General features: G+C 67.8%; 22 protein-coding genes. 12 read left to right on the top strand and 10 right to left on the bottom strand.

Annotated features, from left to right (window positions below):
- Nucleotides 1–12: 12 nt before the first annotated feature.
- Together IEY58_RS03005 and IEY58_RS03000 are read left to right on the top strand one after the other, a co-directional pair.
- Entirely contained in the window at nucleotides 13–1,407 is a 1,395-nt protein-coding gene (locus IEY58_RS03005; protein ID WP_189042256.1) for an amidase, read from the top strand.
- Between the two features lie 85 nt (nucleotides 1,408–1,492).
- Nucleotides 1,493–2,134: an ATP-dependent Clp protease proteolytic subunit gene (locus tag IEY58_RS03000; protein WP_189042254.1), complete on the top strand. Its 642-nt coding sequence runs from the start codon at nucleotides 1,493–1,495 to the stop codon at nucleotides 2,132–2,134.
- 55 nt (nucleotides 2,135–2,189) lie between these two features.
- On the opposite strand, the gene IEY58_RS02995 is transcribed toward IEY58_RS03000, so the two are convergent.
- From IEY58_RS02995 to IEY58_RS02975, 5 genes are all read right to left on the bottom strand, one after another.
- A complete protein-coding gene (locus tag IEY58_RS02995) occupies nucleotides 2,190–3,212 on the bottom strand; it encodes a hypothetical protein (protein WP_189042252.1) in 1,023 nt (340 codons plus the stop codon).
- A 25-nt stretch (nucleotides 3,213–3,237) separates the two neighbouring features.
- Nucleotides 3,238–3,900, bottom strand: a complete 663-nt coding sequence (locus IEY58_RS02990; protein WP_189042250.1) for a flavin reductase family protein — start codon at nucleotides 3,898–3,900, stop codon at nucleotides 3,238–3,240.
- Between the two features lie 13 nt (nucleotides 3,901–3,913).
- Nucleotides 3,914–5,680, bottom strand: a complete 1,767-nt coding sequence (ggt, locus tag IEY58_RS02985) for a gamma-glutamyltransferase (RefSeq protein ID WP_189042247.1) — start codon at nucleotides 5,678–5,680, stop codon at nucleotides 3,914–3,916.
- A gap of 101 nt (nucleotides 5,681–5,781) precedes the next feature.
- A complete protein-coding gene (locus tag IEY58_RS02980; RefSeq protein WP_189042245.1) occupies nucleotides 5,782–6,537 on the bottom strand; it encodes an alpha/beta hydrolase in 756 nt (251 codons plus the stop codon).
- A 378-nt stretch (nucleotides 6,538–6,915) separates the two neighbouring features.
- A complete protein-coding gene (locus tag IEY58_RS02975; protein ID WP_189042243.1) occupies nucleotides 6,916–7,575 on the bottom strand; it encodes an ArsR/SmtB family transcription factor in 660 nt (219 codons plus the stop codon).
- A gap of 52 nt (nucleotides 7,576–7,627) precedes the next feature.
- On the opposite strand from IEY58_RS02975, the gene IEY58_RS02970 reads away from it, so the two are divergent.
- From IEY58_RS02970 to IEY58_RS02940, 7 genes are all read left to right on the top strand, one after another.
- Nucleotides 7,628–8,374 carry an MBL fold metallo-hydrolase gene (locus IEY58_RS02970; RefSeq protein WP_229743448.1) on the top strand — a complete coding sequence of 249 codons (747 nt, stop codon included), beginning with the start codon at nucleotides 7,628–7,630 and terminating at the stop codon, nucleotides 8,372–8,374.
- 2 nt (nucleotides 8,375–8,376) lie between these two features.
- Nucleotides 8,377–9,624 (top strand): MFS transporter, encoded by a 1,248-nt coding sequence (locus IEY58_RS02965; RefSeq protein ID WP_189042241.1) that lies wholly within the window; start codon nucleotides 8,377–8,379, stop codon nucleotides 9,622–9,624.
- A 15-nt stretch (nucleotides 9,625–9,639) separates the two neighbouring features.
- Entirely contained in the window at nucleotides 9,640–10,761 is a 1,122-nt protein-coding gene (locus IEY58_RS02960; protein ID WP_189042239.1) for a cysteine desulfurase family protein, read from the top strand.
- 222 nt (nucleotides 10,762–10,983) lie between these two features.
- Nucleotides 10,984–11,502, top strand: coding sequence for an arsenate reductase ArsC (locus IEY58_RS02955; RefSeq protein ID WP_229743447.1), 519 nt, complete (start codon nucleotides 10,984–10,986; stop codon nucleotides 11,500–11,502).
- A gap of 117 nt (nucleotides 11,503–11,619) precedes the next feature.
- Nucleotides 11,620–11,925 (top strand): ArsR/SmtB family transcription factor, encoded by a 306-nt coding sequence (locus IEY58_RS02950; protein WP_189042236.1) that lies wholly within the window; start codon nucleotides 11,620–11,622, stop codon nucleotides 11,923–11,925.
- 2 nt (nucleotides 11,926–11,927) lie between these two features.
- Nucleotides 11,928–12,395, top strand: a complete 468-nt coding sequence (locus tag IEY58_RS02945; RefSeq protein ID WP_189042233.1) for an SRPBCC domain-containing protein — start codon at nucleotides 11,928–11,930, stop codon at nucleotides 12,393–12,395.
- 29 nt (nucleotides 12,396–12,424) lie between these two features.
- Nucleotides 12,425–13,051 (top strand): glutathione S-transferase family protein, encoded by a 627-nt coding sequence (locus IEY58_RS02940; protein ID WP_189042231.1) that lies wholly within the window; start codon nucleotides 12,425–12,427, stop codon nucleotides 13,049–13,051.
- A gap of 42 nt (nucleotides 13,052–13,093) precedes the next feature.
- Here the strand turns inward: IEY58_RS02940 and IEY58_RS02935 are convergent, their stop codons facing one another.
- Together IEY58_RS02935 and IEY58_RS02930 are read right to left on the bottom strand one after the other, a co-directional pair.
- Nucleotides 13,094–13,645 (bottom strand): hypothetical protein, encoded by a 552-nt coding sequence (locus IEY58_RS02935; protein WP_189042229.1) that lies wholly within the window; start codon nucleotides 13,643–13,645, stop codon nucleotides 13,094–13,096.
- Between the two features lie 3 nt (nucleotides 13,646–13,648).
- Nucleotides 13,649–14,491: an SPFH domain-containing protein gene (locus tag IEY58_RS02930; RefSeq protein ID WP_189042227.1), complete on the bottom strand. Its 843-nt coding sequence runs from the start codon at nucleotides 14,489–14,491 to the stop codon at nucleotides 13,649–13,651.
- A gap of 173 nt (nucleotides 14,492–14,664) precedes the next feature.
- Between IEY58_RS02930 and IEY58_RS02925 the strand changes: the two genes are divergently transcribed.
- A complete protein-coding gene (locus IEY58_RS02925; RefSeq protein WP_189042225.1) occupies nucleotides 14,665–14,925 on the top strand; it encodes a helix-turn-helix domain-containing protein in 261 nt (86 codons plus the stop codon).
- 12 nt (nucleotides 14,926–14,937) lie between these two features.
- On the opposite strand, the gene IEY58_RS02920 is transcribed toward IEY58_RS02925, so the two are convergent.
- Nucleotides 14,938–15,837, bottom strand: a complete 900-nt coding sequence (locus IEY58_RS02920) for a DMT family transporter (protein ID WP_189042223.1) — start codon at nucleotides 15,835–15,837, stop codon at nucleotides 14,938–14,940.
- A gap of 98 nt (nucleotides 15,838–15,935) precedes the next feature.
- Between IEY58_RS02920 and IEY58_RS02915 the strand changes: the two genes are divergently transcribed.
- The gene (locus tag IEY58_RS02915; RefSeq protein ID WP_189042221.1) at nucleotides 15,936–16,796 is read left to right on the top strand and encodes a LysR substrate-binding domain-containing protein; all 861 of its coding nucleotides are present in this window, start codon (nucleotides 15,936–15,938) and stop codon (nucleotides 16,794–16,796) included.
- Here IEY58_RS02915 and IEY58_RS02910 read toward each other — a convergent pair.
- Both IEY58_RS02910 and IEY58_RS02905 read right to left on the bottom strand, forming a co-directional pair.
- A complete protein-coding gene (locus IEY58_RS02910) occupies nucleotides 16,793–18,055 on the bottom strand; it encodes an MFS transporter (RefSeq protein ID WP_189042219.1) in 1,263 nt (420 codons plus the stop codon). The genes IEY58_RS02915 and IEY58_RS02910 overlap by 4 nt on opposite strands.
- A gap of 184 nt (nucleotides 18,056–18,239) precedes the next feature.
- Complete coding sequence (locus IEY58_RS02905; protein ID WP_229743446.1) at nucleotides 18,240–19,061, bottom strand: SDR family NAD(P)-dependent oxidoreductase; 822 nt, start codon at nucleotides 19,059–19,061, stop codon at nucleotides 18,240–18,242.
- A gap of 14 nt (nucleotides 19,062–19,075) precedes the next feature.
- Here IEY58_RS02905 and IEY58_RS02900 point away from each other — a divergent pair, with 14 nt between their 5' ends.
- Entirely contained in the window at nucleotides 19,076–20,017 is a 942-nt protein-coding gene (locus IEY58_RS02900; protein WP_308422381.1) for a LysR substrate-binding domain-containing protein, read from the top strand.
- Nucleotides 20,018–20,280: the final 263 nt, after the last annotated feature.

Here is a 20,280-nt window from a genome sequence, read left to right as displayed (position 1 = left end):
GCCATGCGCGCGATGAGTGACGAGATTGCCTTGATGTCGGCGACCGAGCTGGTCGCGGCCTATCGCGCCCGCCACCTGTCGCCGGTCGAGGCGACGCGGGCCGCCTTCGACCGCATCCGGGCGCTCGACGCCAAGGTCAATGCCTTTTGCTTCCTCGACGAGGAGGGCGCGCTTGCCGCGGCCCGGGCGTCGGAGGCCCGCTGGCAGATCGGCCGGCCGCAGGGGCTGGTCGATGGCGTGCCGACCTCGGTCAAGGACATTCTGCTGGTCACCGGCTGGCCGACCTTGCGCGGCTCGAAGCTCATCGATCGCGACCAGCCCTGGACCGAGGACGCGCCGGTGGTCGCGCGCTTGAAGGAGCACGGCGCCGTCCTCCTCGGCAAGACCACGACGCCGGAATTCGGCTGGAAGGGCGTCACCGATTCGGCGCTGACCGGCATCACGCGCAACCCCTGGGACCCGGAGCGGACGCCCGGCGGCTCGAGCGGCGGCGCCGCCGTCGCGGCGGCACTCGGCATGGGTGCCCTTCACCTCGGCACCGACGGCGGCGGCTCGATCCGCATCCCGGCCGGCTTTACCGGCATCTACGGCTTGAAGGCGAGCTACGGCCGCGTGCCGGCCTATCCGCCCTCGCCCTTCAATCCCGTCGCCCATGTCGGCCCGATGACCCGGACGGTGGCCGATGCCGCCCTGATGCTGAACGTGCTGGCCGAGCCTGACGCGCGCGACGCGAATGCGCTGCCGCCGGCCGGGCGTGACTGGCGCCTGGGCCTCGACGGCGGCGTCGCCCGCTGGCGCATCGCCTATGCCGAGACAATCAACGGCGAGCCGGTCGAGCCGGAGGTCGCGGCGCGCGTGGCCGAGGCGGTCCGGCACCTCGAGGCGCTCGGCGCCGAGGTCGAGCCCGTGACGCTCGCCATGCCCAATGTCGGCGACGTGTTCGCCAAGCATTGGCTCGCGGGTGCCGCCGCCCTCCTCGCCCAGTTCACGCCCGAGGAGCGCAGCCAGATCGACCCCGGCCTGCAGAACTATGCCGAGATCGGCGCGCGCTACAGCGCCGTCGATTTCCTCAACGCCTTGAAGGCACGCGAAGCCTTGACGGTCCAGATCCACCAGCTGTTCGAGCGGTTCGACCTGCTGGTGACGCCGACCTTGCCGATCGTCGCCTTCCGGGCCGGCATGAACGCGCCGGACAGCGGCCCCTACGCCGGCTGGACCGGCTGGACGCCGTTCTCCTATCCGTTCAACCTGACGCGCCATCCAGCCGCCTCGCTGCCGGTGGGATTTGCCCAAGGCCTGCCGGTCGGATTGCAGCTCGTTGGTCCGGCCTATCGCGAGGACAAGGTGCTGCAGGCGTCGCGCGCGCTCGAAGCAGTCTTGCCGATCGCCTTGCCGCGCCTTAGGTAGAGACTGTCGACGCGTTTTCGATTTAGATGAACGCGCTCGATTGCATGAAGGCGCCCAAGCCGGGCGCAAATAAGAGGATGCCCCCGTGAGCGACCGCCTGCCCCATTTCCGTTTCGACGACGAGGACGAGCCCGAGGCTCCGGAGACGGATACGCCCAAGACCGACGCGGCCGCCCCGGTCAACGAGCTGGAATCGCGCCTGCTCAAGGGCCGCAAGGTCATGATCTTCGGCCAGATCACCGACAAGCTGGCCCGCGACGTCGTTGCGCGCATCCTGACGCTCGCCGAGGAATCGACGAAGCCGATCGACGTGTTCGTCAACTCGCCCGGCGGCCATGTCGAGTCCGGCGATACGATCCACGACATCATCCGCTTCGTGCGCGACCATGTGCCGGTGCGGGTGATCGGCACCGGCTGGGTCGCGTCTGCCGGTGCGCTCATCTATCTGGGCGGCCACAAGGACAAGCGCTTCTGCCTGCCCAATACCCGCTTCCTCTTGCATCAGCCGATGGGCGGCGTGCGCGGCCCTGCGACCGACATCGACATCGAGGCGCGCGAGATCATCAAGATGCGCGAGCGCTTGAACCAGCTGATCGCCGCCGAGACCGGCCAGCCGATCGAGCGGGTGCGCAAGGACAGCGACCGGAACTACTGGATGGGCGCCGAAGAAGCCATCGCCTACGGCATGGTCGCCCGCATCATCAAGACGGCGGCCGAGCTGGAATAGCTCGACCCGACCGGACGAAAAGAGGGGCGTCCCGCCGGGGACGCCCCTTTTTCTTTCACACCACCGGCAGCCGCGCGCGCAAGCCCGGCGGCAGCGCGGCGAGCACGCCGGCGCGTGCCCGATGCCAGAGGGCGGAAAGCAGCAGCAGGGCCGAGCCGATGACGAGCGCGGTGAGCGCGAAACTGGCGCTCAAGGAGCCGGCGGCGCGGAACAGCGCGCTCATGGCGTAGAGTACGTAGAAGAGCGCCGAGACGAGCAGTGCCCGGCGATCGACCGCGAGCGCCACCAGCGCCAGGAGCAGGTAGATCGCGATCGCCGCACCGGCCCGCACGAGGTCCGTGTCGCCCTGGCCGAGCAGGCCCAGCATCGAGAAGATCGGGTGCACGATCATCGGCGCCGCCGAAAGATGCAGCCAGAAGGCGACGTCGGCGCGCCTTGTCGAGCGGGTGCGGTCGCTCGCGTCCCACGCCATGGCGAACGCGAACACGGCGAGGCCGCCCGCGAGCAGCAGAAGCGGCCAATGACCGCTGACAGCGGGCACGAGCGCCATCACCGTCAGCAGCAGCGTGCCGATGGCGGCGGCCACGCCCGCCGCGACCGTGATCGGCACCATGAAGCGCCGCCAGTGGAGATAGGTGCCGACCGCGGCCAGCGCCGCGCCGGCGGCGAACGGCAGCTCGACGGTCGGCCCCGGCAGACCGCCGGCAGCAAAACCGTGGAACGACCCGGCACCGAGCCCGAACAAGCCGACCGCGAAGCCGAGCAGCAGCACGATGCTGGGCAGCGCCATCCGGCGCCGACGGGTGAAATATTCGGCAAGCGCCCAGCTCAAGCCCGCGACGATCCCGCCGCCGACGGCCGGGCTGATCCCGCTGCCGAGCCAACCGGCAGCCCCCAGAAGCAGCAGGATCGCCACCGATACGAAGATGTCGTTGAAGCCGGTCAGCAGCCGGAACTGCTCCTCGTCGACCGCGCCTTCCGACCGGCGCTCAGCCGTGAAGGCGCGAAAGCCCGCCACGTCGGCCGACCGCAGCACGCCGGCGGCGACTGCCGCGTCCAGATCCTCGTCGCTGTACATGCTGTCCTTCTCTAAAACGTGCCCGCTACAACGTCCGCTGGCCCGCCGCCTTGTCCCGTTCCTCGATCGGCCATTCCTCGATCGAAATGCGCCGGATCTCGAACTGGTCGCGCGTGGTCGTATAGCCGCCGAGCCCGTGCATGCGGCCGACCAAGTCGAGCTTCGGGTTGTCGATATAGAATTTGAGCGGATCCAGTACCGCGTCGTCGCGCACATGCATCGCGACTACGTGGCCTAGCACGAGCGTGTTGGCCGGACCTAGTGGAATAGCCTGATGGAGCTGGCATTCGAACGCGACCGGGCTCTCGCCGATGCGCGGCGGCGTGACCTTGACCGACGGCTCGGACGTGAGCTTCGCCGCCGCCAGCTCGTCGACCCCGGCCGGGAATTCGGTCGCGGTCACGTTCATCGCCTCCGCATTGGCGCGCGAGACGAGATTGACCACGAATTCGCCGGTCGCCCGGATGTTCGCGAGCGTGTCCTTGGGCAGGTCACGGCCGCGGTTGCCGATGCTGATGGCGACCGTCGGCGGATCGGCGGCGACCACGTTGAAGAACGAGAACGGCGCCGCGTTGACCTCGCCCGCGGCGCTGCGGGTCACCACCCAGGCGATCGGCCGCGGCGTCACGGTCGAGGTCAGCAGCTTGTAGCGCGCCGGCGCCGACAGCTCCGCGAAATCGAACAGCATGAAATTTCCTTCTCTAATAACCCACCGCAGCGCCGGCCGGCCGGCGGTCGTCGTGGGCACCATAGCGCAGGCCCGGCCGCATCTGGCCGCCGACCGCGGCATCGTGGCCGGACGAGGCCAGCCCGGCATCTGCGGGCTGGTCGGGCCCGATCGCAATCATCTCGACCGCGCCCCACGGCGTCTGGGTGACGAGACGATAGCCCATGCCGGTCAGCAATCGCTCCGTATCGGGCGACAGTGCCCGGGGCTCGAGCTCGATCTCGTCCGGCAGCCATTGATGATGGAAGCGCGGCGCGTCGACCGCCTCCTGCGGTGCCATGCCGTAGTCGATGACATTGAGCGCCGCCTCCAGCGTGATCGTGATGATGCGGGAGGCGCCCGGCGAGCCCAGCACCAGGAACAGCTTGCCGTCCTTGGTGACGATCGTCGGCGCCATGGACGAGAGCGGCCGCTTGCCCGGCTCAATCGCGTTCGCCGCTCCCTGGACCAACCCCGACAGGTTCGGCCGGCCCGGCGCGGTCGTGAAGTCATCCATCTCGTCATTGAGGAAGAAGCCGGTATGGGGCGCCATCACGACCGCGCCGAACAGCCCGTTCACCGTATATGTCACCGACGCCGCATTGCCCGCCCGGTCGATCACGGAATAGTGCGTGGTCTCCGCCTTCTCGGGCGGCGCCCCCGACGCGAGGCTCGCGGACGCGACGGCCCGGTCGGCCGGGATCTCGCTGCGGATCGTCGCCGCATAGTCCTTGGACAGCAGCCGGTCGAGCGGATTGGCGACGAAGGCCGGGTCGCCCAGATAGGTATTGCGGTCGAGATAGGCGTGCCGGAGCGCCTCGGTCACGACATGGACGGCCGCGGCCGAATGGTAGCCCATCGCCTTCAGGTCGTAGCCTTCGAGGATGTTGAGCGTCTCGCACATCGTGACGCCGCCCGACGACGGCGGCGGTGCCGAGACGAAGCGATAGCCGCGGTAGCTGCAGCTGAGCGGTGCCGCCTCGGTCGCTTTGTAGGCGGCGAAGTCGGCCGCGGTCAGGATACCGCCGCCGGCTTTCGATGCCGCCTCGATCGCGCGCGGGATGCGGCCCTTGTAGAAAGCGTCGGGCCCCGCCTTGGCGATGGCGTCCAGCGTCGCGGCCAGATCCTTCTGCACCAGCCGGTCGCCCGGCTGCAACGCCGTGCCGTCCTTGTGCAGGAAGATCGCGGCGAGCGTCGGGTCGGCGCGGAACAGGTCGGTGCCGAGCTCCAGGATGTCCGTGTCGCCCCGCGTCAGCACGAAGCCGTCGCGCGCGAGCCGGATCGCCGGCGCCATCACGCGGGCGCGCGGCAGCCTGCCGTATTTCGCGAGCGCCGTGTCGAGCCCCATGACCGTGCCGGGCACGCCGGCCGCCCGATAGCCGATGAGGCTCGCCCCCTTTACCGGGTTGCCCGCGGCGTCGAGATACATGGTCCGGGTCGCCGCCGCCGGCGCCGTCTCGCGGAAATTGATGAAGATCTCGCGGCCGTTGGCCAGGCGCAGCACCATGAAGCCGCCGCCGCCGATGTTGCCGCAGCAGGGATTGACCACCGCCTCGGCGTAGCCGACCGCGACGGCCGCGTCGACCGCATTGCCGCCGGCCTTCAGGATCTCGACGCCGACTTCGGAGGCCAGGCGCTGAGACGAGACGACCATGCCGTGCGCCGCCTCGACCGCCCGCGGCGAGGCGGCCTCAGCACCGCCCGCCGCCAGAATCAGTGCCAGACCGCCGACAATCCTACGCGCCGTCACTCGGCCCACCATTCGCGCACTCCCTGCCGTTCCGCCGGGCGGGCAGTAAAGCGCGAAACCGGCGGCCCGTCAGCCCCACCAGATTCAGCCCCACCAGATTCAGACCTGCCGGCTCAAGATGCTGCAAACGAGGCGAGAAACGCCAGGAGACCGTGCCAATTCTCGTCCGCCCCAGCCGCGTTCCGGTCGGCCCTGAGCGTCGAGGCGCCGTGCACGCCGCCGGTCTTGGGCACGATCTGCACCTTGTGATCGGCCGGCACGGCATTGAAGATCGCCTTGCCGGCCGCGATCTCCTCCGGATCCTTCGCCGAATCGATGAGCACCGGGATCTGCACATTGGCTGCCGCCCGGCGCACCACGTCCGGCCCGTCGAGATATTCGCCCGGCGAGAAAGCGACCAGCGCAGCAAGCGCGCCTGGGTGGCGCGCCGCCAGCAGGAAGATGAGCGAGGCCGAATAGCTCGACCCCATGGCGATGACCGGCGCGCCCATCGCGGCCTGGTGGCCCCACAGGAGTGCTGCCTCCAGGTCCGGCATCACCTCGCGATACTGCGCCGGCCGGGCGAGTGCTGCCGCCGTCCGGTTGGGCGTGCCGAACATTTCGCCGCCCGCGCGCTGGTCGATGGCGAGCACGGTGAAGCCGGCCGCAACCAGGCGCGGCGCGATCGGTGCATATTCGGCATGGTTCGAGCCGGCCTGGTGGAAGGCGATGATGACCGGCGGCTTCTTGCCGTCCGGCCGGTCGGGCGCGTGCCAGACCTCGGCGTACACTGCGACCCCGTCGGCCGCTTTCAGCTTGATCGCCTCGGCCCGCGCTGAGCCGGCTACCCCCAGGAACGACAGGACCAGACAAAGCAACGCGACCCGCATGATGCCGCCTTTCGATCGTGGCTACCCGATCCTAGCCGGGCCGGACGGTGCGCCCAAGGGCCGTTCTGACAGAGCCCGTTCCGGCAGAATGCGCCATTCACTCAACCAGCTTCCGCGACAAGGCGGCGAATCACTCTGAAGTGATCGCCGCCAGTCCCGTTCGCTCGAAGTACGGCTTGAAGGCCGGATCGAGCGCCTCACAGTGTTCGACGAAGATGCGCGTCTTAGCCTTGATGCGCGGGAAGCGCTTGGCGAGCTCGACCAGCGCCGCCGGATTTTTTCATCGTCAGCGTGTGCCTACATCGACAAACGACGGCCTGGTTGTGCCGATTCCAGATGGGCACGGGGAATTGTCCGCTCCAGACTTCGGTCCGCGGGTCAGCCCCTCGCTTCGACCAGGAGCCCGGCCGCCTTCCATTCGGGGAAACCTTCCTCCAGGCGGCGAACCCGGAAGCCCTTCAGTCGCAGGGCCGCCACGGCCTCGAACGACAGGACGCAGTAGGCGCCACGGCAGTAGGCGACGATTTCCTGGTCGGTCGGGAGTTCCGTCAGCCGGCGCTCCAGCTCGTCGAGCGGGATGTTCAACGCGCCTGGTACGTGGCCGAGCGCGAACTCGTCCTCGGGCCTCACATCCAGCACGACGGCCGTGCCGTCCTGCAGGCGATCGACCAATTCCTCGCGCGAAACGGGCTCGAGCTGATCGAGCCGATCGAAATAATCCTCGACGATCTTGCCGACCTCCGCGCGATTGCGCTCCGCATAGCACCTGAGCGCCGCGATCAGCGACAGAATGGGGCCATCGGCGAGCCGGTAGAGCACCCGCTTGCCGTCGCGCCGGGCCTCGACGAAGCCGCCGCGCCGCAGCTGCTGCAGGTGTTGAGAGGCATTGGCGAACGACAGGCCCGTCAGCTGCGCCAAGCGCTCCACCGACCGCTCGCCCTGGGCCACGTGCTCGATCAGTTCGAGGCGGTGCGCATGGCCCAATACCCGCGCCAGCTCCGCGAACTGCTCATAGATCCTGATCTTTGCGCTCACCATTGACAGCACTCTAGCATTCCGGAATCATTCAATCAAACAATTGAATGATAGATTGGGGAGATCTGCCACGATCCTTCGCCAGTTTCTGCACGCCGACCCGATCGGCATCTCCTATCTGTTTGGCTGCGGCGGACAGGCGGTGTGCGCCGTCGTCGACCCGGTCGGCGACGTGGCGCCCTATCTACACGCCGCCGAAGCGACCGGGATGCGCATTGCGTTCGTCGTCGACACCCATGTTCATGCCGACCATATTTCGGCCGGCCGCGCGCTCGCCGATGCCAGCGGCGCCGACTACGTGCTGTCGGCCGCGGCGAGCGTCGACATCCCGTTCAGGCCGGTTCAGGACGGCGAGCTTCTGCCGCTCGGCAATGTCGTCGCCAAGGTCCTGCACACCCCCGGCCATACGCCGGAACACATCTGCCTGGTGGTCAGCGACCGCACACGCACGGATGAGCCATGGTTCGTGCTGACCGGCCACACGATGATGATCGGCGACCTCGGGCGAACGGAGCTCGCGGTCAGCGCCGAAGCGGGCGCGCGCGATCTCTACCGCAGCGCCCGCAGGCTCGCGGCCCTGCCCGACTATGTCGAGGTCCTGCCGGGCGCCTATGCCGGCTCCGTCTGCGGCCGGCGGCTGAGCGGCAAGCCATGGTCGACCATCGGCTTTGAAAAGCGCCATAACGAAGCGCTGCGCATCGAGAGCGAGCGCGCGTTCATCGACTTCATGCTGGCCGATGTTCCGCCACCGCCGCCCGACGCGGCGCGCATCCGGAACGCCAACGCCAGCGGTACGGCTTGACGATGAGCAAGGCGGCGACTGCCCCTCACCCGGCTCCCCCAACGGTTCGCCTCGGGCTCAAAGAGAACTGGCGCCAGTTCGCCTTGCTTGTGCTCATCAACGCCTTCGTCGGTGGCATGGTCGGGATCGAGCGAACGGTCGTGCCGCTGATCGGATCGGAAGAGTTTCACATCGCCTCGACGACGCTCGTGACCTCGTTCATCGTCAGCTTCGGCGTCGTCAAGGCGTTCGCAAACCTGGTGTCCGGTCAGCTCGCCGATGCCTGGGGACGCAAACGCGTCCTGATCATCGGCTGGCTCGCCGGCCTGCCCGTGCCGTTCATGATCATCTGGGCGCCAAGCTACGAGGTCATCGTCGCGGCCAACGTCCTGCTGGGCTTGAGCCAGGGTTTTGCCTGGTCGATGACCGTGATCATGAAGGTCGATCTGGTGGGTCCCAAGGACCGCGGCCTGGCCGTCGGGCTCAATGAGTTCGCGGGCTATTTCGCGGTGGGAGCGACCGCCTTTCTGACCGGCTATCTCGCGAGCCGCTACGGACTGAGACCCGTGCCGATCTACCTCGGCGTCTGCTATGCCGTCGCCGGCACGGTGCTGTCGGTCCTCGCCACCCGCGACACCCGCGGCCATGTCCGGATCGAGGCCGGCAGCACGGCTCAAGCCGCGTCGGCGCTGAGCTTCAGGCAGGTGTTCGCGCTGACCTCGTTCCGGGACCGCAACCTGTTCGCCGCCTCGCAAGCCGGGCTCGTGAACAACCTCAATGACGGCATGAGCTGGGGCATCTTCCCGCTGTTCTTCGCGTCGCTCGGGCTCGGGGTCGAGCGCATCGGCGTGCTCAAGGCCGTCTATCCGGTGATCTGGGGCGTCCTGCAGATCGTGACCGGGCCGCTCAGCGATCGGTGGGGTCGCAAAGGGTTGATCGTCGCGGGCATGTGGGTGCAGGCCGGGGGCCTGTTCGTCACCGCCGCGACAACCCACTTCGCGAGCTGGCTCGTTGGCAGTGCCTTGCTCGGCATCGGAACCGCGATGGTCTACCCCAGCCTCATCGCCGCCGTGTCCGACGCGTCCCATCCGAGCTGGCGCGCCCGCTCGCTCAGCGTCTACCGCTTTTGGCGCGACCTCGGCTATGCGTTGGGCGCGCTGTCCGCCGGCATCATCGCCGACCAGTTCGGCTTCACCGCGGCGATCTTCGCGATCGGCGGCTTGACGTTCCTGTCAGGCGCGGTGGTAGCTGTCATCATGCGCGCGCGTTGAGAAGGAACCCTGCCGATGGCGACGATCTATCTCGATTTCAACGCCAGCACGCCGCTGAGCCCGATCGTCACCGAGGCGATGAAGCCGTTCCTGGACGCAGCCTTCGGCAATCCGTCGAGCGAGCACTGGGCAGGCAAACCCGCGAAAGCGGCACTCGATCGCGCCCGTGAGCAGGTTGCCGGATCGCTCGGCTGTGCCCCGGACGAAATCGTCTTCACGAGCGGCGGCACCGAGGCGAACAACCTAGCGATCAAGGGCACCTATTTTGCCGCCGGCAACGCGCGTGCCCATGTCGTCACCAGTGCCATCGAGCATCCCGCGGTCCTGAACCCATGCCGCTTCATCGAGAAGCTGGGCGGCCAGGTGACGTATCTGCCGGTCGACGCCGGCGGGCGGGTCGATCCGGACCAGGTGCGATCCGCGATCACGCCGCGCACGGTGCTGATCACGATCATGCACGCCAATAATGAGACCGGCACGATCCAGCCGATCGAAGAGATCGCCGCCATCGCGCGGGACCATGGCGTGCGCTTCCACACGGACGCCGCACAATCGGTCGGGAAGATCGGCACTGCCGTCGATGACCTCGGCGTCGACCTGCTTACGATCGCTGGTCACAAGCTCTACGCGCCGAAGGGCGTTGGGGCGCTGTATATGCGACGGGGCACGGCGCTGGAACCTCTGCTGAGCGGCGCCGGCCATGAACATGGCCGGCGGGCCGGCACCGAAAGCGTCTTGCTCACGACGGGGTTGGGGGCAGCTTCTGAGCTTGTGCGGGATCTGGCGCCCATGGCGCGCGTGGCACGGCTCAGGGACCGCTTCTGGGCCGGGCTGGAGGCCCGGTTCCCCGGCCGGGTGATCCGCAATGGCGACCCTGTTCACTGCCTGCCCAACACGCTGAACGTCGCCTTCCCGGGGCGCGTCGGCGCCGAGATCCTCCGGCAGCTTGACGGCGTCGCCGCGTCGACAGGATCGGCGTGCCATGCGGGCCGGATCGAGCTTTCACCGGTGTTGAAAGCAATGGGCGTGCCGCCGGAGGTTGGCATGGGCGCCATTCGCTTCAGTCTCGGCCGCAGCACCACAGCGGGCGAGATTGACCAGGTGCTGGAGATGCTGGAGCAGGTTCTCCAAGCCTAGGCCAGCTGCCGGAGCAACCCCGAAACGGAATTCGTGACGCCACCGAATAGCCGCCTCTATGGCGGCCATTGCCTTCACTACACCTTATCGAGCGCGGCAAAGCCGGTACCATGACTTGGGCGAGGCCGAATTCGACATCGTGTTGCGGTCCGGCGAAAGCGCCGGTACTAGCTCCAAAGCGGCCTCATCATCATGCTGCGGCGCTTGAGGCTGAAGAGATCCATGAAACCGTACAACGTCCTGTTCCTCTGCACCGGCAATTCCGCCCGGAGTATTCTGGCCGAAGCGCTGATCGACCAGATCGGCGAAGGCCGCTTCAAGAGCTACAGCGCAGGCTCGTCGCCGCGCGGTGAAGTCCATCCGATGGCGATCGCCCTGCTCCGGGAGGAAGCGATCGACCCCGGCCGGTTCCGATCGAAATCCTGGAACGAGTTCGCGGCACCGGGCGCGCCGACCATGGACTTCATCTTTACGGTCTGCGACCGAGCGGCTGGGGAGATATGCCCGACCTGGCCGGGCCACCCGATCACCGCCCACTGGGGCGTGCCAGACCCAGCCGCCGTCGAGCGCAGCTCCGCCGAACAGATGCAGGCATTCCGAGAGGCGTATTGGAGGCTCGCAACCCACATCCGGCTGTTCGCCGAGTTGCCAATCGCATCGCTCGATCGTATGGCGATCAAGAGCCAACTCGATGCGATTGGTCGGCTGCGCGGCAACGCAGAAGGAGGGCTCGCGCCGTGACGCTCAAGGCCCGGCCAGCCACTCTCGCCGACGTTTCCGCAATTACCGCCATTTGCATCAGCACCCACGCGCGCAGCCGCCACTTGACTCATGCGTAAGCATTCACTAACGTAATCTATGGCTTACGCATCTGCCCTGGTCGCCCTGTCCGACCCGATGCGCCGGACGATCCTCGAGCGGATCGTCGAGGCACCGCGATCGGTCGGCGAGATCGCGCTGGGCCTGCCGATCAGCCGCCCCGCCGTCTCGCAGCATCTCAAAGTGCTGAAAGAGGCCGACCTGGTGCGTGAGGAACGCGCCGGCACGCGCCGGATTTATTATGCCGATGGTGCAGCCCTCGGCGAGCTCAGGGCCTACATCGACGGCATGTGGCAAGCGTCGCTCGGCCGTTTCGCCGCGGCGGCTGAGCGGGAGGAGAGCTGAACATGAGCGCCACGGTCAGTTCCTTCCCGGTTCCGCCAGTGATCAAGACGATTACCGTGCGCTGCGCGCCGGCGACCGCCTTCCGGGTGTTCACAGCCGACATCGGCCGATGGTGGCCACTCGCCACGTACCGCGTCGGTAGCGCCGTCGACTGCCGTTTCGAGCCCCTGGTCGGGGGCCGGCTCTATCAGGTCGCCGGCGACGGGACGGAGCTGCTGTGGGGCTATGTGCTGGCGTGGGAGCCACCGAGCCTCGTCGCTTTCTCCTGGCAGGTGCAATGCGCGCCGGAGGAGGCGCAGCGGATCGACGTCACGTTCCGCCCTGTCGCTGGCGGCACCGAGGTGCGCCTCGTCCATGCCGGCTGGGACAAGCTCAAGACCGGCGCCGCCGATCGGCGCGAGGAGTACGACCGCGGCTGGGTCGCGGTGTTCGAGCATCACTTCAAGGCCTATGCCGACGCGGCCGAGTGACCCCGCCCCACGTCACGAGGGAGATGGCGATGAGCATGAAACTCTATGGTGTGCCCGGGAGCCCCTGCGTCCGCGCGGCGATGCTCGGCCTCACCGAGAAAGGCATCGACTACGAGCTCGTCACAGTGCCGCCTCCGGACCTCAAGGCGCCCGAGCACTTGGCGCGCCATCCGTTCGGCCGGATGCCGGTGCTCGATCACGACGGCTTCATGCTCTATGAGACCCAGGCAATCCTGCGCTATGCCGACCAGGCCTTTCCCGGGCCGCAGCTCGAGCCGGCAACGCCGCACGAGACGGCACGCATGAACCAGATCATCGGCATCGTCGACTGGTATCTGTTCCACGCCTGGAGTTCGGGCATCAGCTTCGAGCGCTTGATCGCGCCCCGCTTCTTCGGCCGGCCGACCAACGAAGCCAAGGTCGAAGCCGCCCTGCCCGAGGCGCAGCGCTGCGCCGAAGCGCTCGAGAGCTTGGCGGCCGCCCCCTATCTCACCGGCGAGACGCTCACCCTCGCCGACCTCCACCTGGCGCCGCACTACGACTATTTCCGCCAGACGCCGGAAGCCGGGACGATCCTCGCCGGCAAGAGCAAGCTCGCCCGCTGGTTCGGCGAGATGAGCCGGCGCGACAGCGTGAAGGCGATCCTGCAGCACTAACTGTCAATGGCGGTGCCGGAGGCGGCAAAGCCGCTCCGGCGCTCAAGCCATCAGCGTCAGCCGCTCCGCGCGCTCGCGGACGATGACGCGCAGCCGGTCGAGCCGGCCGTCGATCGTCGTTTCGATCGCGCTATCGGAGATCGCCGCGAGATCGAGCTCGACGACGCGGTCGTGGAAGCCGACCGCGTCGTCGACCAGCCGCACGTCGATGCTTTCGAGGATTTCGAGCAGGCCCCGTTCGCCGCGGTGGCGCAGCCAGACGAAGTCGCTGGTCGGCACCGGTGCGGACTGGATCAAGGTCGAGACCTGCTCGATCGCCGCCCCCGAGCGCACGAGCCGACGGGCCTGCTCGGTCTTCTGCCGATCGGGCAACGGCGCCTCGCGCGTCGGCGGCGGCAGGTTGACGCGCCGATACTCCGCCTCCAGGGCCGCGAGATGCGCCCGCGCCGCCGCCAGGATGCCGCACACCTTGTTGCGGATCAGCAGATCGTCGGCCCGGAGCTGGTTCTCGACCCGGTAGAAATTATAGCCCCAGCCATAGAACAGCAGGCTCGCGGCCTGCCGGATCGGCCCCGTGCCCGCGATCGGGTCCATCGGTCAGCGCCCCTGGTTGACGAGCCCGTCGAGCGGCAGGTTCGGCAGGTTGGTCATGACGTTGCCGCCGATGCCGAACGGCGCGCCGACCGCCATGTTGGGCGCCGAGACCAGCCCCTGCTCCGTCATCTTGAGTGCTGCATACATGCGGACCGCATCGAGGGCCGAGAGGCCGAGCGCCTTCAGGCTCACGATCTCGCGCATGCGCTCGTCCCTCGGATGCACCAGCAGCTTCAGGTCGTTCAGGTGCAGGCCGTAGATCTTGAGGAACGAGCCCAGATGCTCCTTCACCAGTTCGGAGATCTCATGGATATGCTCGTTCACCGCCTCGAGCGGCGTCACCTGTATTACCTGGTTGACCGCCTGCTCCACCACGGGGCCGGCATATTGCACCATCTCGGCCACCGTGATCGCGTGGCCGCTGAACGGCATGTGCGTCACCAGCGCCAGCGCGTCTTCCTTGGAATCGACGTGGATGTAGAAATCGACCTGATAGGTCAGCTCCGCCATCTCGCGCGACGTCGCGATGCCGGCCGTCTTGGCGAGCAGCTTGGCGCGCGAGACGTAGATCGGCTCATAGAGCCACGGCGAGGCGCCGCCGAAGAAGCCCTGCACGACGCTGCCGAGAATCGGCACGTCGGGCGTCTGGATCGGGTATTGCCCGGTCTCATAGACGGCGAGCACGGCACCGCGCGACTTCAGCACGGCGAACTCGTTGGTTTCGACCGTCAGCAGCGAGCCGCTGACGATGCTTTCGTCGGGAATCTTGTAGGCGATCACCTCGGGCGTCATCAGGCTGAGGCCGTCGCGACCGAGCGTCGATATCACTTGGCGGGTAATGGCCATGCTGCTCTCCCTCGAGCGGAGCAATAATCCTGCCGGACCGACCGGAATGCGGTCGTACCGAATGTTGGACCTATACAGGGTCCGCCAAGAGAGATAGAATGTCAATCAAATATGATTGTAAATGCACCTTGTGAGTGAGCAGTGAGAACGGTTTTGAGGATTGGCAGGCCGTCATGCTGACGGGCGATCAAATCGCCGCCGCGCGCCGGCTGGCCGGTATCCGCTCGCAGGCGGAGCTGGCGGCCTTGGCCGGGGTGAGCCGGCCGACGGTGGAGCGCGCGGAAGCGGCGCGCCACCTGATCCCGAGCATGAATGCCGACGCCATGGCGCGCATCATCCGCGCGCTGGAAACCGCCGGCATCGAATTCCATCTGGACGGCGGCGCGTCGCTGGCCGGCGATGTCGGCATGCGGCGCCGATCGCCTGTCGGGTGACCGCGCGCAGCATCAGCGCCCGCGGCCGAGCATATTGACGAGCGCCACGCCGATGAGGACCGTGCCGCCGCCCAGGAGCGCGCGCGTGGTCGGCCATTCGCCGAGCCAGAGCACCGCGAGGCCGGTCGCGAGCGGCGCCACCAGGTAGATGAAGCTCGAGGCGCGAGCGACCGGGAACTGCGCCAGCACGACCGACCAGGTGGCGTACGCGATTGCCGCCGGAAACACGCCCAGATAAAGCGCCGCCGCGAGCGCCGTGTTCGAGGCGTCCGGGATCGCCCGCAGCGCCGCCGGCAGGAACGGCAGCAGGCAAAAGGCGCCGGTGAACACCAGGTAGGCGGTCGTGGCAAGGGCACCGTACCGGGCGAGGAGCGGCTTCTGCAGCACGAACTGCACGGCCTGACAGCCGGCGGCGAGCAGCACCAGCGAGGCGCCGGCGCCAATGCCGGCCGCCCCGGCCTCAGCCGACGCGATCAGCCCGACGCCCGCGAGGCTGACGACGCTGCCAACCCAGCCCCAGGCGCGAAACCGCTCGCCGAGCAGCAGCCGGCCAAGCAGTGCCGTGAAGATCGGCGAGCAGTTGATGAGGAAGCTCGCGGCCCCGGCGCTGACGGTCCGCTCGCCGCTGTTGAGTGCCAGGTTGTAGAGCGCGATGCCGAGGCCGCCCGAGGCGGCGATACGAGCAAGATCGGCGCGGCGCGGGCGTCCGACCCGGCCGGCCGCTACTGGCACCAGGAACGCCAGTGCCGCCACCCCGTAGCGCAGGGCCGCGAGCGGGCCTGGGGCGAAGCCGTCGAGCCCCGCCCGGATCGCCGGATAGGCGGACGCCCACAGCAGGATGGTGGTGGCGAGCGCCCAGCCGGCGAGGGAGCGGGATGGATGAAGGGTGCTGGCGGCGGCAAGGTCGGTCATGAAACGGCTCCGGATCTCGTCCCCGAAGCTAGGCGCCGGCCCAACGTCCTGACAAAGCATGGTTTGTCACGCATCCTGTGATGTGGCATCACAGGTGAATGAGCCGCCGCCTTCCCTCGACCGAGACCTTGCGCGCGTTCGACGCCGCAGTCCGGCTCGGCAGCTTCAGCCGGGCCGCCGACGTGGTGCACCTGACCCACGGCGCCGTCAGCCGCCGCATCGCGGCCCTCGAGGAGGATCTCGGGGTGGCGTTGTTCGACCGGCAAGCACGCGGCGTGCGGGCAACCGCAGCCGGCCTCAAGCTGCATGCGGTGGTCGCCGACGCGCTGGAGCGCCTGCACACGGGGCTCGACAGCCTCTCGACCGACAGACCACCGGTCCGGGTAAGCGTGCTGCCCTCGTTCGCGAGCCGCTGGCTCCTGCCGCGGCTCGGCCAATTTCGCGGCCTGGCACCGGACATCGACGTGCAACTGATGGCCGACTATGCGCTGGTGCAGGTCGGGCGTGGCCAGGCTGATCTTGCCATCCGCTATGGCACCGGCCCGTGGCGCGGCGCGCGGGCAGAGCTCCTGTTCGAGGAAACGCTGTTTCCAGTCGCCTCACCCGGCGGGACGCTCGAGGGGCCGGAGGCCCTCGCGTCCGCGACCCTGCTGCACGACAGCGATCGGGCCGACTGGCAGCTCTGGCTCGCGGCCGTCGGCTGGCCCGAACCCAAACGCCACGAGACGTTCAACGACTACCACATGGTGCTGGAAGCGGCGGCGAGCGGCCATGGCATCGCCCTCGGCCGATCTCGTCTGGTCGAGCCGGACCTGGCCGCCGGCCGGCTCGTGCGCCTCCGGCCCGAGGCCGTGACCAATCCCCGCGCCTATCACCTGATTCTACCGCCTGCCCCGCTCACGCCCGCCGTCGAACGGGTCGCGGACTGGCTCCGACGGACGGCCGCAGCCGAGCGCTAGTCCGCCGCTTCGGCCGGGGCCGCGAAATGCAGGTCCATGCGCGAGGGCCGGCGGTAGAGCGCCAGGCTCATGACGAGGCCGACCGCGGCGGCCGCGAGGCCGGTGCGCACGTCCAGCTGCTGGGCAACATGACCCCAGACCCAGGAGCCCAGCGCCAGGCCGCCGAACAGGCCGACGTAATAGACCGAGATCGCGCGGCCCTTGAACGCCGGCGCCGCCGCCATCTGGACGACGACGTTGAAGGTCGAGAGCGCCACCATCCAGCCCATGCCGCCCAACGCCAGCATCGGCACGAGCAGCCAGAGCGAGGGGACGAAGGCCAGGACCGCCGTCGCGATCGCGAAACACAGGCTCGCGACCGCGAACAGGCGCCGCAGCCCCAGGCGATAGCGCATCCAGCCGATGACCGCGGCGCCGATGAGCGCGCCGCCGCCGAGTGCCCCCAGCATCACGCCATAGGTCGACGGTCCGCCGCCAACCAGGTTCTTGGCGACGAGCGGCAGGAGCGACCAGAGCGCGCTCGCGAACAGCGTGAAGACGAAGCAGCGCAGCATGGCCGACCGGATCGCCGGCGCGTTCACGACATAGGTGAAGCCGCCGCGGATCTCGGACGCGATGCTCGTCGTCGCCTTGGGCTTGACGATCTTCGCCCGCCGGCGCCAGCGCATGAGCACGAAGATGATCTGGACGTTGCACAGCGCATTGACGGCGAAGGCGGCCGGCACGCCCCAGAGCGCGATGATGAGCCCGCCCAGCGCTGGGCCGGTCGCGCGCGCGATGTTCCAGCCGATGCTGGAGAGAACGAGCGCGCTCGGGATCTGCTCGCGCGGCAGGATCTCGCCGATCGTGGTCTGATAAGCCGGGTAGCGCAGCGCCGAACCGCTGTCGAGCGCAAAGGTCAGCGCCAGCAGCAGCCAGGGCGTCATCCACCCCAGGGACTGGAGCGCCGAGAGCGCTAGCGCCACCGTCAGCACGATCAATTGTGCCACGAGGAAGATGAGCCGCTGGTCGATCCGGTCGGCCAGCACGCCGCCCAGGAGCGTGAAGAACAGCGGCGGCAGCGAGGTTGCGGCCTGGACCCAGGCGACGAAATCGACCGTCGGCGCGATCGAGGTCATGGCCCAGGCGGCGGCAACCGACTGGATCCAGACGCCGAAATTCGAGAATAGGGTCGCAACCCAGATGCCACGATAGGTCGGGTTGGCGAGCGGGCCGAGGAGCGAGGGTCTAGGGAGTGTCCCGGGGCTGGCTGCCTGCACGATCGTTCGCCGTCGCGTTCTGGTCCGTCGATGCGACAACACTACCCCAGCCTGCCGCCGGCCGATCTACGCGTCCTTGCGACGGCAGGGCTGCCAAATCGTAAGGGTACGAAGCAATGAGGGCATGCTGGCAAAGTGGTTGGGATCGCGGATGGGTGGAAAGCGGTTCTGCCTCAGGGATGAGTCACCAGGGGACGGTCCGGCCCAGATAGTCGAGATATTCCAGCCCCGGGGTCTCCCGCTTCGCGAGCAGGACATTCACCAGATTGGGAATACTTTCTTCGATGGAGAGCTTTCCGTCCGGGCCGCCCAGGTCGGTGCGGACCCAACCCGGCGCCATCACCACCATGGCGCGCGCCGTTCCGGCTTGGCGGGCCGCAAAGCTCCGCATGAACATGTTCAGGGCCGCTTTGGTGCCGCGATAGAGCTCTCGCTGGCCGGCCTCGTTGTTGGCGATGCTTCCCTGCCCGGACGACATCGCCCCGATCAGGCCCGTCGCGGAAACGTTGCCCGCCAGGCTTTCGATGACACGCATCGGGCTCAGTGCATTGGTAATCATGAGCTGGACGAAATCCTCGGTCGAAACCTCACCGATCGTCTGCGTCGGATCCCGATTGGTCGTCCCGGCATTGACGAACAGCATGTCGAACATTCTGCCGGCGAGGCGGTCGCGCAGCGCCGCGAGTTGATCGGGCTCGCAGATGTCCAGGATCTCGATCTCGACCCGACCGCTGTGCTCGTCTGCCAGGTCGTGCAGCAAGGTCCGGGATCTCCCGCCGCGCACCGTGCCGACGACGTTCCATCCCTTTTTCAGGAACTCCGCCGCCATGGCATGGCCGAGGCCGCGTGAAGCGCCAATGAGTAAAATGGTAGGGCGAGGCTGATTTGCATGGGAGAGGGGCATGGGTTCGGTGCTTTCGCCGATGACGTCAGCCGCTGATGTGGCGAACCGCGCCAGCTTGCACCAGACGCACAGAATGCAATAAATGATTGCGTGCAACGCCATGCTTAGACGAGCTTATGGACGATCCCGAAGCCATGCAGAGCGTGGATCTGAATCTCCTCATCTCGCTGGACGCGCTGCTCTCGGAGCGCAGCGTGACGGGAGCGGCTCGCCGGCTCGGCCTCAGTCCCTCCGCCATGAGCCGGACGCTTGCGCGGCTTCGCCTTGTGACGGGCGATCCGTTGCTTGTACAGGCCGGCCGTACCCTCGTCCCCACGCCCTATGCCGAAGAGTTGAGCGGGCGTGTTCACGCGCTCGCCCATGACGTCCAGGCGGTGCTTCGGCCGGCCACCAGCCGGCTGGACCTTGCTTCACTCCAGCGGACCTTCACCATTCGCGCCGGCGAGGGTTTCGTGGAGCTCCTTTCCGCTCCGCTCGTGGCGGCGATCGCCGAAGCCGCCCCACATGTCCGCCTCCGGTTTGTGCCGAAGCCCGACAAGGATGCCCAGCCCCTTCGGGAAGGGCTGATCGATCTCGAGATCGGCGTGCTCGGAACCTCGGCGCCGGAAGTGCGGACCCAGCTGCTTTTCCGGGACAGGTTCGTCGGCGTCGCCCGGATTGGGCATCCGCTTCTGGCAACCAAGGATGTGACGCCGGAACGCTATGCGGCCTGCAGCCATGTCGTGGCGTCACGCCAGGGAGAATTCCTTGAACCGGTCGACGATGCCCTGGAAGGATTGGGCCTGAAGCGGACGGTACTCCTCGTCGTTCCAGAATATCCCGACGCGATGCGGATCGCGCGCTGCTCGGACCTGGTGGCACTCGTACCGCGTTCATGCCTCGGCAATGCCCTGGTGACCGATCATGCCGCCATTCTGGGGCTCGAGAGCTTCGAACTGCCGGTTCGAACGCCCGAATTCAACATATCCGCCATTTGGCATCCTCGCCTGGATGCCGACCCCGCCCACCGCTGGCTCCGCGACACCATCATGGCTGTGTGCAAGGATGCATACCCATAAAGGCATGCCCATAAAAGCATGCACGGCGATGTCCGGCTTGAGGGAACGGTGCGAGGCCGCTTTACGACCGCTGCGGGTCGTTGCGAGACGGTCCGCTGTTGGATCGAACTAACGCTCGGCACCCTCTGCCTACTTCGGTATTCCCAAGGCCGAATATTTTGGGAAGACGGTCCTCGACTTCGGATGCGGCCCAAGGGGCAGCCCCGGCATCTTAAGCGCGCGGCTGAAAAAGAAGCGTGGCTAGGCGGCATCAGCCCTTCGAA

The organism is Aliidongia dinghuensis (genome assembly GCF_014643535.1).
In the GTDB taxonomy this organism is placed as follows: domain Bacteria; phylum Pseudomonadota; class Alphaproteobacteria; order ATCC43930; family CGMCC-115725; genus Aliidongia; species Aliidongia dinghuensis.
This window is presented reverse-complemented; position numbering and strand designations above follow the sequence as displayed.

Coding starts and splice junctions, on each gene's coding strand:
- IEY58_RS02975 (WP_189042243.1), bottom strand. CDS start 7,575: ATGGTGAGCGCAAAGATCAGGATCTATGAGCAGTTCGCGGAGCTGGCG.
- IEY58_RS02965 (WP_189042241.1), top strand. CDS start 8,377: ATGAGCAAGGCGGCGACTGCCCCTCACCCGGCTCCCCCAACGGTTCGC.
- IEY58_RS02920 (WP_189042223.1), bottom strand. CDS start 15,837: ATGACCGACCTTGCCGCCGCCAGCACCCTTCATCCATCCCGCTCCCTC.
- IEY58_RS02945 (WP_189042233.1), top strand. CDS start 11,928: ATGAGCGCCACGGTCAGTTCCTTCCCGGTTCCGCCAGTGATCAAGACG.
- IEY58_RS02940 (WP_189042231.1), top strand. CDS start 12,425: ATGAGCATGAAACTCTATGGTGTGCCCGGGAGCCCCTGCGTCCGCGCG.
- IEY58_RS02915 (WP_189042221.1), top strand. CDS start 15,936: ATGAGCCGCCGCCTTCCCTCGACCGAGACCTTGCGCGCGTTCGACGCC.
- IEY58_RS02930 (WP_189042227.1), bottom strand. CDS start 14,491: ATGGCCATTACCCGCCAAGTGATATCGACGCTCGGTCGCGACGGCCTC.
- IEY58_RS02905 (WP_229743446.1), bottom strand. CDS start 19,061: ATGGCGTTGCACGCAATCATTTATTGCATTCTGTGCGTCTGGTGCAAG.
- IEY58_RS02955 (WP_229743447.1), top strand. CDS start 10,984: ATGAAACCGTACAACGTCCTGTTCCTCTGCACCGGCAATTCCGCCCGG.
- IEY58_RS02960 (WP_189042239.1), top strand. CDS start 9,640: ATGGCGACGATCTATCTCGATTTCAACGCCAGCACGCCGCTGAGCCCG.
- IEY58_RS02995 (WP_189042252.1), bottom strand. CDS start 3,212: ATGTACAGCGACGAGGATCTGGACGCGGCAGTCGCCGCCGGCGTGCTG.
- IEY58_RS02935 (WP_189042229.1), bottom strand. CDS start 13,645: ATGGACCCGATCGCGGGCACGGGGCCGATCCGGCAGGCCGCGAGCCTG.
- IEY58_RS02900 (WP_308422381.1), top strand. CDS start 19,076: ATGGACGATCCCGAAGCCATGCAGAGCGTGGATCTGAATCTCCTCATC.
- IEY58_RS02990 (WP_189042250.1), bottom strand. CDS start 3,900: ATGCTGTTCGATTTCGCGGAGCTGTCGGCGCCGGCGCGCTACAAGCTG.
- ggt (WP_189042247.1), bottom strand. CDS start 5,680: ATGGTGGGCCGAGTGACGGCGCGTAGGATTGTCGGCGGTCTGGCACTG.
- IEY58_RS03005 (WP_189042256.1), top strand. CDS start 13: ATGAGTGACGAGATTGCCTTGATGTCGGCGACCGAGCTGGTCGCGGCC.
- IEY58_RS02980 (WP_189042245.1), bottom strand. CDS start 6,537: ATGCGGGTCGCGTTGCTTTGTCTGGTCCTGTCGTTCCTGGGGGTAGCC.
- IEY58_RS02950 (WP_189042236.1), top strand. CDS start 11,620: ATGGCTTACGCATCTGCCCTGGTCGCCCTGTCCGACCCGATGCGCCGG.
- IEY58_RS02925 (WP_189042225.1), top strand. CDS start 14,665: ATGCTGACGGGCGATCAAATCGCCGCCGCGCGCCGGCTGGCCGGTATC.